This is a genomic window from Pseudomonas sp. BP11-1-1, from assembly GCF_052112105.1.
GTDB lineage: Bacteria > Pseudomonadota > Gammaproteobacteria > Pseudomonadales > Pseudomonadaceae > Aquipseudomonas > Aquipseudomonas alvandae.
Window position 1 is genome coordinate 225,956 of sequence record NZ_JAUTYU010000005.1, and the last position, 15,343, is coordinate 241,298.

The following is a 15,343-nucleotide window of genomic DNA, read 5'->3' on the forward strand; positions in this document are numbered from 1 at the left end:
TCAGCAGGTGCGTTTTGCGGTGGCTTCATTCGCGAGCAGGCTCGCTCCCACAGGGTTTAGCGTTGGCCCGTGTGGGAGCGAGCCTGCTCGCGAATAGCGGTTTCAAATTCAGTCGACAGTTCATCGCGCGTCGGCAGTCCTTCCATGTCCCCACGGCTCTGCACCGCGCGGCTGCCGATCCAGTTCGCGCGGCGGACCGCCTCGGTGATGTCGCGGCCTTCGAGCAGTGCGCTGATCAGGCCGACGGCGAAGCCATCTCCGGCGCCCACGGTGTCCACTACCCGGGCCACCGGCACGCCGGCAATGAATTCCTGGTCGAGCGCGGTGCGGTAATAAGCACCGTCTGGGCCGAGCTTGATCACCACGGCTTCGGCGCCCAGGTCCAGGTAGAACGCGGCGATGTCGGCAGGGTCGTCAAAACCGGTCAGCAACCGACCTTCGCCGAGGCCCGGCAAGACCCAGTGGGCGAGGGCGGCGTGGCGATTGATCTCGCGGATCATCGTCGCTTCGTTCGACCACAGGCTCGGGCGCAGGTTGGGGTCGAACGACAGGCTGCGGCCGGCCTCGCGCATGCGGGTCATCAATTCGAAGGACATCGCCCGTGCAGTCACCGACAGCGCTGGCACGATGCCGGTGGCATGCAAGTGACGGGCGGCGAGCAAGGACGGTGCGATAGAATCGACGGACAAGTGACTGGCGGCTGAACCACGCCGGAAATATTCGACCTGCGGATCGCTGCCATCGTCGGTGCGGGACTTGAGCTGGAAGCCGGTGGGGTGCGCCGGATCGACGGCCACGTGGCGACAATCCAGGCCTTCCTTTTCCAGCGTCTGCACCACGAAGCGTCCCAGGGAGTCGGCGCCGACCCGGCTGAGCCAGGCCACTTGGAAACCCAGTCGCGACAAGCCGATGGCCACGTTACTGTCGGCCCCGGCGATGCGTTTGTGAAACTGGTTGACGGCGGCCAGGTCGCCGGTTTCGTCGGCCACCAGCATCGCCATGGTTTCACCGAACGACAGCACATCGAAGTCAGGCATGGGCAGCCTCCCGGCGCGATTGCCCGAGGCGGGACAGGATGGCGACATGTTCGGCAGTCAGTTGCAGCAGGTCGTCGCCCTGCAGCGGGTATTCGGCGGCACGCATCACGCCGACCGGCATGTGCTTGAGCAGTTGTTCCCACAGGTGCAGGTCGGCCTGGCCGGGCGGAACGGCAACGAGCTTGCCATCGGGACGCCGGGCCACCGCCTTGCAATGCACGTACGCGACATGCCGCCCGAGTTGCCGGGCCGCCACCGTGGCTGATTGGTCCTGCCATTGCCAGTTGCCGATGTCGAAGGTCATGGCGATGGGCAGCGCGTGTGCTTCGACCGCGGCGAAGAAGCGTTGCAGCGGTTCGATTCGTCCGCCCTGCAGGGTCTGGTCGTTTTCCACGAGCAGTTGCACCGGGCTTGTCGCAAGGATGTCCGCCAAGGCCGACAGGTCGTGGGAGTCGGTGAAATGACCGAGGGAAACCTTCAGCCATGCCGAACCGAACGCCTCGCCACGTTGCAGGGCGGTCGCCAGGACGGGATTGGGCCTGGGCTGGCCGGGGAGCCAGAGTTCCAGAGGCGAGGAGTAGATGCTTTGCAATCCATGGGCGCGAGCGCCAGCGGCCAATTCGGCGGGTTGTTCGAAGGTCAGCAACTCTTCGCGCCATTCGATGCGCGAGGCGCCAGCGGCGGCCAGCAGGTCGATGAAACTGCCTTGGCCGCGTTGGCGCACCAGGTCGGCGCCGTAGCTGGAGAGGCTGATGGAAACGGCTGGTTTGTTCATTGTTGTTGTACCTCTGAAACCGGTTTCAGTTTTGGTCAAAAAAAAATTAGGCGGTGTGCTGGAGGGCCTCATCGCGAGCAAGCTCGCTCCCACAAGGGACTTTCAGTGTTGCGCGGACCTGTGGGAGCGAGCTTGCTCGCGATGGGGCCGTCACCATCACCGAACATTCCCAAGCGTCGACCCACGCTCAATCAACCGCGCGGCGAAATCGAGGGTCTGAACCGGCCCGTTGTCACCCCGCAAACGCTTGAGCAGGCATTCGAAAGCGCTGGCGCCGATTTCCGCGGTGGGCTGGGCCAGGGCGGTGATGCCGCTGCCCACCAGTGGGTACCAGTCCAGGTCGTCGAGGGCGATCAGGCCGATGTCGTCGAACAAGTGGCAACCGAGTTCGCGCAATACCTGGGTGGCCGTCAGGGCGGCGATGCCGTTGGCGCAGAACAGCGCCTTGGGGCCACGGTCCGGCTTGGCGAGAAACGTCTTGATGCGCGGTAGCAGCTGATCGCAGGTTTCCACCACAGCGCCCGCCAGGGCAGGGCGCCGTTCGATGCTGGCCTTGAAACTCTCGACCCGCTCGATCCGCGAACTGGTGCCATCGAACGGTTCGGTCACCAGCAGCAAATCGCGATAGCCACGCTGTTCGAGGTGATCGAGGGCCATCTCGACGGCGGCCGGGTTGTCCAGCCCGACCAGATCGGTTTCGAGCCGATCGACCTTGCGATCCACCAGCACCATCGGCATCTCGCTGCGCAATTCGAACAGTTCGTCGCGGTGATGGCCCAGGGTGTTCACGATCAGCCCTTCGATGTTGTAGGCGCGCAGGAGGGCCAGGTGCTGGCGTTCCTGTTCGTCGTCGCGGTCGGTGTTGCACACCACCAGGCTGTAGCCGTGACGACGGCAGGCGGTTTCCACGCCATGCATCACGGCAATCGAATAGGGGTTGCGGATATCGGCCACCAGCATGCCGATCAGGCGCGTGCGCCCGCGCTTGAGGCCACGGGCCATCTGGTTTGGCCGATAGCCCAGCTCGCTGATCGCCTGCTCGATGCGCCGGGCGATGGCTTCGGAGAGCAGGGCGCGGTCCTCGCCGATGAAACGCGAGACGCTGGCCTTGGAGACCCCGGCGCGTTCGGCGACATCGAGCATGGTCACGCGGCTGCGCTGGGCGGCGGAGAAAGAATTCACGGATTGAGACCTGTTTTTTGGATTTATTGAGGTTCTGAAACCGGTTTCAGGAAACACCAGAATTCGTTCGGTCGTCAAGGGCGATGTATCAGAGGTACGACCGACGGTGCTTCGCTTCACTTGGGCAGCGGCGACGATCCAGTCAGGCCTTCAGCAGAACCGCGCCAGCCAGGCGATTTGCAGCGCGCCAGGCCGTGTGGTTAGCTGCCTGCCTTTCCCAGCCCTTAGACTACCGAAGCCACCATGAACATTACCCAGCCTCGTTTGAGATTGCTGTCGATACTGAGTGTGGCCCTGCTGGTGGTGGGCTGTGCCGCCTACTACGTGTTTAGCCACAGCGGTGCGCCGGCCGATGAAGGTTTCGGTGCCGGAGAGCTGAACGAAGGTGGCATCGAGGACATTGGCGCCCTGGCACCGCCAGAGGTGGAGAAGCGTCTTAATTACTTGATCCAGGACACCGGCGAAACCCTCCGGTCTTTGGCGCGTGTCAGTGAAGCGCAACTGAGCCTGGCTGTCGAAACGACCGAGACGGGTGATGGGCAGCCGTTGCAATACGAGTCGCTGTTTGTCCCGTTCACCAGCGCGCAACTGAAGGCTGCGTTGGCCTCGGTCCAGGGCCTGCGTTTTACCCAGAGGTTGTATGCCGATGGCTCGGAAGTGAGGCTCGATACCGAGAGTCTCGATTCGCTCTGGAAACGCGCCGCCACGCCGGATGAGCCAACTGCCGAGCAGTACCTGCCGCAGCGCCTGCGTTTTCGCGATGGCAGCGAACAAACCTTCGCCGATCTCAAGGCATCGCCCAAGGTTGAGGCCGACGACACGTTTGCCTCCGATGATGCTTTCGAACTTTCGGTGAACAAACCGCTGGCGAGTGTAGGCCTGACGGTCGTTTACCGCAGCTATCCGGCGTTCAGGAAAGTGGTGCTGGACAAGGATCATCCGAACGTGACCCTGGACGACGGCCAGTCCTTTCGGCTTACGGCCCTGGGTAATGACAGCGCGTCGGTGCGCCTGAGTACGCCGAAAATGTCGACCCTTGTGGTGCAAGGGCTGGACGACGCGGGCAGGGCGCTCTACAGCAACGGTCACAATTCCTGGGCGTTTCCGTCCGATGGCGATATCGCGGCGTTGCACGACTATTACAACGCGCTGCTGCAGACCAAAGGCGACCTCAAGCAACTCAAGACCAGCCAGGCGGTGCAACAGCAATTGGAACGCCTGGGCGAGGCGCTGGCCGCGCAGGCGGGGCCATTGAAAAACACCGAACTCGACTATCAATTCGAGGCCACGCCGCAGCGCATCGTCATCCATGTACTCGATCCGATGGAAGACAACACCATTGCGTTCACCCAGGTCGACAACGTCCTGGCAGGACAAACGCGTTACATCGCCCTGGACCGGAGCGCCGAGCGCTACGGCTTCATTGATCAGGCCGGGCAGTGGCTGATCAAGCCCCGTTGGGTGCAAGTGCAAGACAGCCTGATGGCTGATGCCTACACCTTGTTCTCCGAGGAGAAATCCAGCGACCCAGAGTCCGGTGGACGGGCGTTGCGCAGCCAGTTCGCCTATTTCCCCGCCGGTAGCAACAAGCTCGTGGACCTGCCGTTTGAATACATCACCGAAGCCTTGAGCAACGGCCTGTTGTTGGTCGAGCGTGAAACCAATGGCCCTTATGGGCTCTACGATGCCAGGAATCATCGCTTCGTATTGCCGATGAAATTCGTCAACCCTACCGTGACCGACAACGTGTTCATCGCCCGTCTCGGCACACGAACCGATCTCATGGAAGGCCTGTACGGTGCCTACAGCCTGGACGGCAAAATCATCCTGCCGACGCAGTTCTCCGGCATCGAGCACAGCGAGGGGCTGCTATATGCCAGCTCCGCCGACCGGAGTCGCCAGGACGTTTTCGATCTGGCGGGTAAACGGATCAATCCGCAAGGCTACAACGTGATCGGTCGGTTTGTGGGCCAGCAACCGTTGCTGGTGCAGGACACCAAAAGCAGCAAATTCGCCTTTATCGATCGCCAGGGCGAGCGACTAGCCATCAAGTTGCCGTATGACGAGGTGGAGCCGTTTTCCAACGGCATGGCGGTGGTCGGACGTGATGGCAGCTACGGTGCCATCGACTTGGCGGGCCGGTTGCAAGTGCCACTGGATTACCAGCAGATCAACGCGTTCCAGACCCGTTACGCAGCGGCCGTCCCTGCGGGTGGGGGGACCTCGTTGGTCTTGATCAGTCAGGACAGCAAGGTGATCAAGGAACTGGGGTCGTACACCAGTATGAAAGTACCGGAGAACAGCAATGACGCCCGTTATTACGTGAGGGATCCGAATAACAGTGACGAATACCTGGTCTATGACGCCGATGGCAATTTCGTGCAGAACGACTGATAACGGGTGATGCGTGGCCTCACCAAAGTTGTGTTAGCTACATGCAATCTTGGGCAATGCCCTAACCCTGTGGCGAGGGGATTTATCCCCGCTGGCTGCGGAGCAGCCCAAGACCAGCCACCTCGGTGTACCAGGCTGATGGTGTTCAGCCTTTTTGGGGCTGCTGCGCAGCCCAGCGGGGATAAATCCCCTCGCCACAAAGGATTCAGAGCTGGCTGATGTAGGTTCCCGTGCCCTTGAGGATGTTCTGCAAGGTCAGTTCCACTTCCGCCATGTCCGTCACGTCGGGGTTGTAAGTGATTTCCAGCACATCGTCACCGTTGAGCGCATCGGCATCCGCCGCGGCGATCTCTATTTTCAGCAGGGTCGGGCCTAGGGTCACCTTGACGCCGTCCAGCGTCGAGGGCTCGCCATCCAGCGTGATCTCCAGCTCGTCTTCGTCCGGGTAGCGGCTCATCAGGAACATGTCGCCCTGAGCGCTATGGCAGCAGAGCATGGCCATGTTGTCTTCTTCGTCGTCGCACGGGTTGGCGATCAGCAGGTCGGTGGTCATTTTCATGGATGGCTCCTGGCTCCGATGAGCCTTGCACGGGCAAAAACGCGATTCTGCCAGCCCCGACGATTTTCTGCTGGATTACCACCGCAGGGTGCCGTTTGGCCCTGGGACTGCTAGGGTTGTTCGATGCATGGCGACCAGGGAGCTAGCCGATGACCGAATATGTCGCAGCGCTGCAAGCAGGCAGGTTGTCGCACTCGTTAAGCTGCGCAACGGATGTGCACCTGCAAAGGGCATCGCGGAGTGTTTTTTGCAGGTGGTCATTACTTTGAAATTACCTGCAAAAAGGATGTGACCTGCGGGTCCCGTCCAGCTTCACCCACCTGTCATCCTGTTTCCTCTGCCCGAGAATCAGGAACGGGATGGCCGACGGCCCCGAAAGGGGTTGCACGCGACGCTACCATCAATAACAAGCCCAAGCGGAGTACCACAGATGGCGTTCTTCACCGCAGCCAGCAAAGCCGACTTCCAGCATCAACTGCAAGCGGCACTGGCGCAGCACATCAGTGAACAGGCACTGCCACAAGTGGCGCTGTTCGCTGAACAATTCTTCGGCATCATTTCCCTCGATGAACTCACCCAGCGCCGGTTGTCCGACCTCGCCGGCTGCACCCTGTCTGCCTGGCGCCTGCTTGAGCGCTTTGACCACGCGCAACCGCAGGTGCGTGTCTACAACCCCGATTACGAGCGCCACGGCTGGCAGTCGACCCACACCGCCGTCGAAGTGCTGCACCACGACCTGCCGTTCCTGGTGGATTCGGTCCGCACCGAGCTGAACCGTCGCGGCTACAGCATCCATACCCTGCAAACCACCGTCCTGAGCGTGCGTCGCGGCAGCAAGGGCGAGTTGCTGGAAATCCTGCCGAAGGGCACCCAGGGCGACGACGTGCTGCAAGAGTCGTTGATGTACCTGGAAATCGACCGCTGCGCCAACGCCGCCGAACTCAACGTCCTGAGCAAGGAACTTGAGCAAGTGCTGGGCGAAGTGCGCGTCGCCGTCGCCGACTTCGAGCCGATGAAAGCCAAGGTCCAGGAAATCCTCGCGAGCCTGGACAACAGCGCCTACGCCACCGACGCTGACGAAAAAGCCGAAATCAAGAGCTTCCTGGAATGGCTGGTGGGCAACCACTTCACCTTCCTCGGCTATGAAGAGTTCGTGGTTCGCGATGAAGCCGATGGCGGCCACATCGAATACGACCCCGAATCGTTCCTCGGCCTGACCAAACTACTGCGCGCCGGCCTGACCGCCGAAGACCTGCGCATCGAAGACTACGCCGTCAATTACCTGCGCGAACCGACCGTGTTGTCGTTCGCCAAGGCCGCGCACCCGAGCCGCGTGCACCGTCCGGCCTACCCGGACTACGTGTCGATCCGCGAGATCGACGCCGACGGCAAGGTCATCAAGGAATGCCGCTTCATGGGCCTGTACACCTCCTCGGTGTATGGCGAGAGCGTGCGGGTCATCCCGTACATCCGTCGCAAGGTCGCGGAAATCGAGCGTCGTTCGGGCTTCCAGGCCAAGGCGCACCTGGGCAAGGAGCTGGCCCAGGTGGTCGAAGTCCTGCCTCGCGACGACTTGTTCCAGACCCCGGTGGACGAGCTGTTCAGCACCGTCATGTCGATCGTGCAGATCCAGGAACGCAACAAGATCCGCGTGTTCCTGCGCAAGGACCCGTACGGCCGTTTCTGCTACTGCCTGGCCTACGTGCCGCGCGATATCTATTCCACCGAAGTGCGCCAGAAGATCCAGCAGGTGCTGATGGAGCGCCTGAAGGCGTCGGATTGCGAGTTCTGGACATTCTTCTCCGAGTCCGTACTGGCCCGCGTACAACTGATCCTGCGGGTGGATCCGAAGAACCGCATCGACATCGACCCGCTGCTGCTGGAAAAAGAAGTCGTGCAGGCCTGCCGCAGTTGGAAGGACGACTACGCCAGCCTGGTCGTCGAGAGCTTCGGCGAAGCCCAGGGCACCAACGTGCTGTCGGATTTCCCGAAAGGCTTCCCGGCCGGCTACCGCGAGCGCTTCGCCGCGCACTCGGCCGTGGTGGACATGCAACACCTGCTGAGCCTGAGTGAAACCAACCCGCTGGTGATGAGCTTCTACCAACCGTTGGGCCAGGTCTCCGGCCAGCGTGAGCTGCACTGCAAGCTGTATCACGCCGACACGCCGCTGGCGCTGTCCGACGTGCTGCCGATCCTGGAAAACCTCGGCCTGCGCGTGCTGGGCGAGTTCCCGTATCGCCTGCGTCACACCAATGGCCGCGAGTTCTGGATTCACGACTTCGCCTTCACCGCCGCCGAAGGCCTGGACCTCGACATCCAGCAACTCAACGACACCTTGCAGGACGCGTTCGTCCACATCGTGCGTGGCGATGCCGAGAACGATGCGTTCAACCGCCTGGTGCTGACCGCCGGCCTGCCGTGGCGCGACGTGGCTCTGTTGCGTGCCTACGCCCGTTACCTGAAGCAGATCCGCCTGGGCTTCGACCTCGGCTACATCGCCAGCACCCTGAACAACCACACCGACATCGCTCGCGAACTGACCCGGTTGTTCAAGACCCGCTTCTACCTGGCGCGCAAGTTGACCGGCGATGACCTGGAAGACAAGCAACTGCGCCTGGAGCAAGCGATCCTCTCGGCCCTCGACGAAGTGCAGGTACTCAACGAAGACCGCATCCTGCGTCGCTACCTTGACCTGATCAAGGCGACCCTGCGGACCAACTTCTACCAGACCGATGCCAACGGCCAGAACAAGGCGTACTTCAGCTTCAAGTTCAACCCGCACCTGATCCCGGAACTGCCGAAGCCGGTGCCGAAGTTCGAAATCTTCGTCTACTCGCCACGCGTCGAAGGCGTTCACCTGCGCTTCGGTAACGTTGCCCGTGGCGGCCTGCGCTGGTCCGACCGTGAAGAAGACTACCGCACCGAAGTGCTCGGCCTGGTAAAAGCCCAGCAAGTGAAGAACTCGGTGATCGTGCCGGTGGGTGCCAAGGGCGGTTTCCTGCCGCGTCGCCTGCCATTGGGCGGCAGCCGGGACGAGATCGCGGCCGAGGGCATCGCCTGCTATCGCATCTTCATCTCGGGCCTGTTGGACATCACCGACAACCTGAAGGACGGCGCGCTGGTGCCGCCGGCCAACGTCGTTCGTCATGATGACGATGACCCGTACTTGGTGGTGGCGGCGGACAAGGGCACCGCGACTTTCTCCGACATCGCCAACGGTATCGCCATCGACTACGGCTTCTGGCTGGGCGATGCGTTCGCCTCCGGCGGTTCGGCCGGTTACGACCACAAGAAAATGGGCATCACCGCCAAGGGCGCGTGGGTTGGCGTGCAGCGTCACTTCCGTGAGCGCGGCATCAATGTCCAGGAAGACAGCATCACCGTGGTGGGCGTCGGCGACATGGCCGGCGACGTGTTCGGCAACGGCTTGTTGATGTCCGACAAGCTGCAACTGGTCGCGGCCTTCAACCACCTGCACATCTTCATCGACCCGAACCCGGAACCGGCCAGCAGCTTCGCCGAGCGCAAGCGTCTGTTCGACCTGCCGCGTTCGGCCTGGACCGACTACGACACCAGCATCATGTCCGAAGGCGGCGGTATCTTCTCGCGCAGCGCGAAGAGCATCGCGATTTCGCCGCAGATGAAAGAACGCTTTGACATCAAGGCCGACAAGTTGACCCCGACCGAGCTGCTGAACGCCTTGCTCAAGGCGCCGGTGGACCTGTTGTGGAACGGCGGTATCGGTACCTACGTCAAGGCCAGCACCGAAAGCCACGCCGATGTCGGCGACAAGGCCAACGATGCGCTGCGCGTGAACGGCAACGAACTGCGCTGCAAGGTCGTGGGCGAGGGCGGCAACCTGGGCATGACCCAACTGGGTCGCGTCGAGTTCGGCCTCAATGGCGGCGGTTCCAACACCGACTTCATCGACAACGCCGGTGGCGTGGATTGCTCCGACCACGAAGTGAACATCAAGATCCTGCTCAACGAAGTGGTGCAGGCCGGCGACATGACCGACAAGCAACGCAACCAGTTGCTGGCGAGCATGACCGACGAAGTCGGTGGCCTGGTGTTGGGCAACAACTACAAGCAGACCCAGGCCCTGTCCCTGGCGGCCCGTCGCGCCTTTGTGCGGATCGCCGAATACAAGCGCCTGATGAACGATCTGGAAGCCCGGGGCAAGCTGGACCGCGCCATCGAGTTCCTGCCGACCGAAGAGCAACTGGCCGAACGTGTCGCGGCGGGCCATGGCCTGACCCGTGCCGAACTGTCGGTGCTGATCTCCTACAGCAAGATCGACCTCAAGGAAGCGCTGCTCAACTCCCTGGTGCCGGACGATGACTACCTGACCCGCGACATGGAGACGGCTTTCCCGCCAACCCTGGTAAGCAAGTTCTCCGAGGCCATGCGTCGCCATCGCCTGAAGCGCGAGATTGTCAGCACCCAGATCGCCAACGACCTGGTCAACCACATGGGCATCACCTTCGTCCAGCGGTTGAAAGAGTCGACCGGCATGAGCCCGGCGAACGTGGCCGGTGCTTATGTGATCGTTCGGGACATCTTCCATCTCCCGCACTGGTTCCGTCAGATTGAAGCCCTGGACCACCAGGTTTCCGCCGACGTGCAACTGGAGCTGATGGACGAGCTGATGCGCCTGGGCCGTCGCGCCACGCGCTGGTTCCTGCGCAGCCGCCGCAACGAGCAGAACGCTGCCCGTGACGTCGCTCACTTCGGTCCGCACCTGGCAGCGTTGGGCCTCAAGCTCGACGAACTGCTGGAAGGCCCGACCCGCGAAGGCTGGCAGACCCGCTACCAGGCCTATGTGGCGGCCGGTGTGCCGGAATTGCTCGCGCGCATGGTTGCCGGCACTACGCACCTGTACACCTTGTTGCCGATCATCGAGGCGTCCGACGTTACCGGCCAGAACGCCGCCGACGTGGCCAAGGCCTACTTCGCAGTGGGTAGCGCCCTGGACATTACCTGGTACCTGCAACAGATCAGTGCCTTGCCGGTTGAAAACAACTGGCAGGCCCTGGCCCGTGAAGCGTTCCGCGATGACATTGACTGGCAGCAACGGGCGATCACCATCTCGGTCCTGCAGGAAGGCGACGGTAACCAGGACGTGGAAACCCGTCTGGCGCTGTGGCTTGAGCAGCATCACGAAATGGTCGAGCGCTGGCGCGCCATGTTGGTGGACATCCGTGCCGCCAGCGGCACCGACTACGCCATGTACGCGGTTGCCAACCGCGAACTGCTGGACCTGGCGTTGAGTGGTCAGGCGGTCGTGACGGCCAACTGATCCACCGTTGAATGAAAAAACCCCGCATTGAGAGATGCGGGGTTTTTTTATGGGTGATGTTTCAGCCCATGAAGGCCAGAAAGCTCTTGTGGTGAGGGGATTTATCCCCGCTGGGCTGCGCAGCAGACCCAAATCAGGCAACTCGGTGGGCCTGTAAGACAGAGGCCAAGGCTTTAGGGCTGCTGCGCAGCCCAGCGGGGATAAATCCCCTCGCCACAGAAAACCGCTATCACACAGGGCTGCGTTCACGCAGCTCCTGCAACCGGTCAGCCCCACCTTCAGCTATGCGATTCTGGATCAGCCGATCAGAGCCACCCTCGGCTACGCGATTCTGGATCAGTCGATCGGATCCACCCTCGGCAACGCGATTCTGGATCAGTCGATCAGAGCCACCTCCAGCCACGCGATTCTGGATCAGTCGATCGGAGCCACCTTCAGCCACGCGATTCTGGATCAGACGATCGGAGCCACCCTCGGCCACGCGATTCTCGATCAATCGATCGGAGCCGCCTTCGGCCACGCGATTCTCGATCAATCGATCGGAGCCGCCTTCAGCCAGTTGATGTGCAGCCTGTTCGTAAGACGACGGTGCGCTTTCGGCCGTGGCGATGTTCGACAGGGCGGCGCCGCCGACCAAGGTCAGGGCGATAGCCAGGGACGAGAGTTTCGGGAAATTGATCATGGTGGTTCTCCTTGCGCTTGATTGAGTGGACCGTGGCAGCGCAGGTGCTGCTGTCCGGTGAGTGCAGTTAAACGCGCAGGTGTATCGAGGATGTGTGCCTGCAAGGCGTGAAATCAGCGAATTCGTATCAATCGGCTGCTTCTATACAGAGCGATACAAAACGCCTTGAAAAATTTCCCGGCCGACCGGAAGGCTGCAGGGCTCCCTGTAGCGATGGCCGATAATCGCACGCTAGTTCCGCCTGGATCGGTCATCCGGTCTTGCAAGGTTATTGACCGAATTAACTGGGTAGTACATTTTAGCGGTCACCCAGCCTTGCCATGCCCAGGCGAGGCCATAATAAAAACAGAGGATCCCCTCATGCGTGCCCGTCAACCGAACTTGCCCTCATTGCATACCTCCCGTTCCGGAGCCTCCCGGGATATTCCAGCGTCGATCCGATAGCGCTCGCCCTGTCGCGCCGGCTGCAGGCCGGTGTCTGGTTCAACCTGTGAGGTGTTCAAGATGACAAAAGTCGTCGATCTGTATTTCAAGCTGCTCAAGTTGCTGATCGTGCTGTGCATGGTCGTGATGATCGTGCTGGTGTTCGGCAACGTCGTGTTGCGCTATGCCTTCAACTCCGGCATCAGCGTGTCGGAGGAGCTGTCGCGCTGGTTCTTCGTCTGGATGATTTTTCTCGGTGCCCTGGTGGCGCTCAAGGACCGCGCGCACCTGGGCATGAACAGCCTGGTCAAGCGCTTGCCGCCGGCAGGCAAGCGAGTTTGCCTGGTCATCGGGCACTTGCTGATGCTCTACATCTGCGGGTTGATCGTCATCGGCAGTTGGCAGCAAGCGGTCATCAACCTCAACGTGGTCGCGCCGGCGTCAGGCCTTTCGATGGCGCTGTTCTACGCCGCCGGGCTGGTGTTCGGGGTCAGCGCGACGGCCATCCTGGTGTACGAACTGTACTTGGCGTTGTTCGGCAAACTGCGGGATGAAGAGTCGTTGTCGGTCGAGGAAAGCGAAGCCGCGAGCATCACCCCTGACAATCTGAAGAGTACCCGCCCATGACACTGGCCATTTTCCTCGGGTCGCTGCTGGGCAGCATGGCGCTGGGCATCCCGATTGCCTTTGCCTTGCTGGTGGTCAGCGTCGCGTTGATGTTTTACCTGGACCTGTTCGACGCCCAGATCATCGCGCAAAACCTGCTCAATGGCGCTGACAGCTTTCCCCTGATGGCGGTGCCGTTCTTCATGCTGGCCGGCGAAGTGATGAATGTCGGCGGACTGTCCAAGCGCATCGTCAACATTGCCATGGCGTTGGTGGGGCATAAGCGCGGCGGGCTGGGTTACGTCGCGATCATCGCCTCCTGCCTGCTGGCCTCGCTTTCCGGTTCGGCCGTGGCGGATGCGGCGGCGCTGGCGGCGTTGCTGGTGCCGATGATGGTCCTGGCCGGACACAACCGTGGGCGCTCGGCCGGGTTGATCGCCGCCGGCAGCACCATTGCACCTGTGATTCCGCCGAGCATCGGTTTCATCGTGTTCGGCGTGGCGTCCGGTGTGTCGATTTCCAAGCTGTTCCTCGCCGGTATCGTGCCTGGGTTGATGCTCGGCGTCGGGCTTGCTGCCGCCTGGTGGTTCATCTCCCGCCGTGAAAACGTCGCGACGCCACCCAAGCGTTCCCGTGCCGAAGTGCTGCGTACGCTGCTCGACGGCAGTTGGGCGATGGGCTTGCCACTGATCATCATCCTCGGCCTGAAGTTCGGCATCTTCACGCCCACGGAGGCTGCCGTGGTCGCGGCGGTCTATTCGCTGTTCGTGTCGCTGGTGATCTACCGGGAAATGAAGGTCAGCCAGCTCTACGAAGTGATCCTGTCTTCGGCCAAGACCACGTCGGTGGTGATGCTGTTGGTGGCGGCGGCCATGGTTTCATCGTGGCTGGTCACGATCGCCGACTTGCCGGGCCAGTTGGCGGACCTGCTTGCGCCGTTCATGGGCAACCAGACGCTCCTGCTCCTGGTGATGATGGCGCTGATCATCCTGGTCGGCACGGTGATGGACATGACCCCGACCATCCTCATCCTGACGCCGGTGTTGATGCCCGCGGTAATCCAGGCGGGGATCGACCCGGTGTACTTCGGCGTGCTGTTCCTGATCAACACTGCGATCGGCTTGATCACGCCGCCCGTGGGCACGGTGCTCAACGTGGTATGCAGCGTGGCGAAGCTGGACTTCGAGGAAATCGTCCGCGGGGTCTGGCCGTTCATGATTGCGCAGTTTGTGGTGCTGTTGCTGTTGGTCCTGTTTCCGCAACTGGTCATGGGGCCGTTGAAATTCTTCACCGGATGACACCGGTGCTCGCTGGCTCGACCTTTAAAAACAATAATGATCGGAGAGTGACATGGGAAAACTGATGAAAACCTTGCTGGCCGGGGCCTGTGCGACGGGCTTGCTGTTGACCGGTGTAGCCAGCCACGCGGACGAGATCCGCGAGCGGACCTTGCGATTCGCCTTCCAGAACGTCAAGGAACACCCCCAGGGCCAGGGCGCGCAGAAGTTCGCCGACCTGCTCGGCGAGAAGAGCGGCGGCAAGATCAAGGTCCGCCTGTTCCCCGGTGGAACCCTGGGCGGCGACGTGCAAACGGTGTCGGCATTGCAGGGCGGGACCTTGGACATCACCGTGCTCAACTCCGGCATCCTGGCCGCCCAGGCACCGGATTACGCCATGCTCGATTTCCCTTTCCTGTTCAACAACGTCGAGGAGGCCCATGCAGTCATCGATGGGCCGGTCGGGCAGAAACTGGCAGCGCAACTGGACAGCAAGGGGTTGGTAGGGCTGGGTTATTGGGACCTGGGGTTTCGTAACCTGACCAACAGCAAGCACCCGGTGACCAAGCTCGAAGACCTGCAGGGCTTGAAGTTGCGTGTCATCCAGTCGCCGATCTACCTGGAGACGTTCACGGCCCTGGGTGCGAACCCGGTGCCGATGGCGTTTCCCGAGGTCTACACGGGTCTTGAGCAGCACACCATCGACGGCCAGGAAAACCCTTACACGGTGATTGAAGGCAACAAGTTCTACGAGGTGCAGAAGTATCTTTCCGTCACCGGCCACATCTTCAACCCGCAGTCGCTGATCATCAGCCAGAAAACCTGGAACCGCCTCAACGATGACGAAAAGGCGATGATTCGTGCCGCCGCAGCCGAAGCGCAGACCTACCAGCGTGAAGTCACCGCAGCGAGCATGGACAAGGCCAAGGCCACGTTGGCCGGTGCGATGACCGTCAACGAAATCACCCCGGCCGAGAAAGACCGTTTCCGCGAGCGCGTGCAGCCGGTGATCGACAAGTTCGCCAAATCGTTGGATGGGGATCTGGTAAAGATGATGTATGACGAGATCGCCAAGGTGCGGGCGGGGCAGTGAGACGAATGGGTCATCC

General features: G+C 61.6%; 10 protein-coding genes. 5 read left to right on the plus strand and 5 right to left on the minus strand.

The features are described from left to right. Positions 1–56 precede the first annotated feature (56 nt). From Q7C33_RS13410 to Q7C33_RS13420, 3 genes are all read right to left on the minus strand, one after another. Complete coding sequence (locus tag Q7C33_RS13410; RefSeq protein ID WP_407683530.1) at positions 57–1,037, minus strand: sugar kinase; 981 nt, start codon at positions 1,035–1,037, stop codon at positions 57–59. Beyond that, a complete protein-coding gene (locus tag Q7C33_RS13415; RefSeq protein ID WP_258650679.1) occupies positions 1,030–1,812 on the minus strand; it encodes a sugar phosphate isomerase/epimerase family protein in 783 nt (260 codons plus the stop codon). Before Q7C33_RS13415 ends, Q7C33_RS13410 begins: the two co-directional genes overlap by 8 nt. 156 nt (positions 1,813–1,968) lie before the next feature. Continuing rightward, positions 1,969–2,994, minus strand: coding sequence for a LacI family DNA-binding transcriptional regulator (locus Q7C33_RS13420; RefSeq protein WP_309475717.1), 1,026 nt, complete (start codon positions 2,992–2,994; stop codon positions 1,969–1,971). A 243-nt stretch (positions 2,995–3,237) separates the two neighbouring features. On the opposite strand from Q7C33_RS13420, the gene Q7C33_RS13425 reads away from it, so the two are divergent. Beyond that, on the plus strand, positions 3,238–5,388 hold the full coding sequence (locus Q7C33_RS13425; protein WP_407683531.1) for a WG repeat-containing protein: 2,151 nt from the start codon (positions 3,238–3,240) through the stop codon (positions 5,386–5,388). 205 nt (positions 5,389–5,593) lie between these two features. On the opposite strand, the gene Q7C33_RS13430 is transcribed toward Q7C33_RS13425, so the two are convergent. Then, on the minus strand, positions 5,594–5,947 hold the full coding sequence (locus tag Q7C33_RS13430; RefSeq protein WP_407683532.1) for a hypothetical protein: 354 nt from the start codon (positions 5,945–5,947) through the stop codon (positions 5,594–5,596). 430 nt (positions 5,948–6,377) lie between these two features. Here Q7C33_RS13430 and Q7C33_RS13435 point away from each other — a divergent pair, with 430 nt between their 5' ends. After that, positions 6,378–11,246 (plus strand): NAD-glutamate dehydrogenase, encoded by a 4,869-nt coding sequence (locus Q7C33_RS13435; RefSeq protein ID WP_407683533.1) that lies wholly within the window; start codon positions 6,378–6,380, stop codon positions 11,244–11,246. 229 nt (positions 11,247–11,475) lie between these two features. Here the strand turns inward: Q7C33_RS13435 and Q7C33_RS13440 are convergent, their stop codons facing one another. Then, positions 11,476–11,928 carry a phage infection protein gene (locus tag Q7C33_RS13440; protein WP_407683534.1) on the minus strand — a complete coding sequence of 151 codons (453 nt, stop codon included), beginning with the start codon at positions 11,926–11,928 and terminating at the stop codon, positions 11,476–11,478. Between the two features lie 504 nt (positions 11,929–12,432). On the opposite strand from Q7C33_RS13440, the gene Q7C33_RS13445 reads away from it, so the two are divergent. From Q7C33_RS13445 to Q7C33_RS13455, 3 genes are read left to right on the plus strand one after another with little or no spacing between them, the layout of a single operon-like run. Next, complete coding sequence (locus Q7C33_RS13445; RefSeq protein ID WP_030142585.1) at positions 12,433–12,978, plus strand: TRAP transporter small permease; 546 nt, start codon at positions 12,433–12,435, stop codon at positions 12,976–12,978. Next, a complete protein-coding gene (locus Q7C33_RS13450; protein ID WP_407683535.1) occupies positions 12,975–14,255 on the plus strand; it encodes a TRAP transporter large permease subunit in 1,281 nt (426 codons plus the stop codon). The genes Q7C33_RS13445 and Q7C33_RS13450 overlap by 4 nt, the downstream gene beginning before the upstream one ends. 52 nt (positions 14,256–14,307) lie before the next feature. After that, positions 14,308–15,327, plus strand: a complete 1,020-nt coding sequence (locus tag Q7C33_RS13455; protein WP_030142583.1) for a TRAP transporter substrate-binding protein — start codon at positions 14,308–14,310, stop codon at positions 15,325–15,327. Positions 15,328–15,343 lie beyond the last annotated feature (16 nt).

What these genes read in the sequence shown, in the direction of transcription:
- Q7C33_RS13430 (WP_407683532.1), bottom strand. Translation starts at nt 5,947, where the DNA reads ATGAAAATGACCACCGACCTGCTGATCGCCAACCCGTGCGACGACGAA.
- Q7C33_RS13450 (WP_407683535.1), top strand. Translation starts at nt 12,975, where the DNA reads ATGACACTGGCCATTTTCCTCGGGTCGCTGCTGGGCAGCATGGCGCTG.
- Q7C33_RS13440 (WP_407683534.1), bottom strand. Translation starts at nt 11,928, where the DNA reads ATGATCAATTTCCCGAAACTCTCGTCCCTGGCTATCGCCCTGACCTTG.
- Q7C33_RS13445 (WP_030142585.1), top strand. Translation starts at nt 12,433, where the DNA reads ATGACAAAAGTCGTCGATCTGTATTTCAAGCTGCTCAAGTTGCTGATC.
- Q7C33_RS13410 (WP_407683530.1), bottom strand. Translation starts at nt 1,037, where the DNA reads ATGCCTGACTTCGATGTGCTGTCGTTCGGTGAAACCATGGCGATGCTG.
- Q7C33_RS13455 (WP_030142583.1), top strand. Translation starts at nt 14,308, where the DNA reads ATGGGAAAACTGATGAAAACCTTGCTGGCCGGGGCCTGTGCGACGGGC.
- Q7C33_RS13415 (WP_258650679.1), bottom strand. Translation starts at nt 1,812, where the DNA reads ATGAACAAACCAGCCGTTTCCATCAGCCTCTCCAGCTACGGCGCCGAC.
- Q7C33_RS13425 (WP_407683531.1), top strand. Translation starts at nt 3,238, where the DNA reads ATGAACATTACCCAGCCTCGTTTGAGATTGCTGTCGATACTGAGTGTG.
- Q7C33_RS13435 (WP_407683533.1), top strand. Translation starts at nt 6,378, where the DNA reads ATGGCGTTCTTCACCGCAGCCAGCAAAGCCGACTTCCAGCATCAACTG.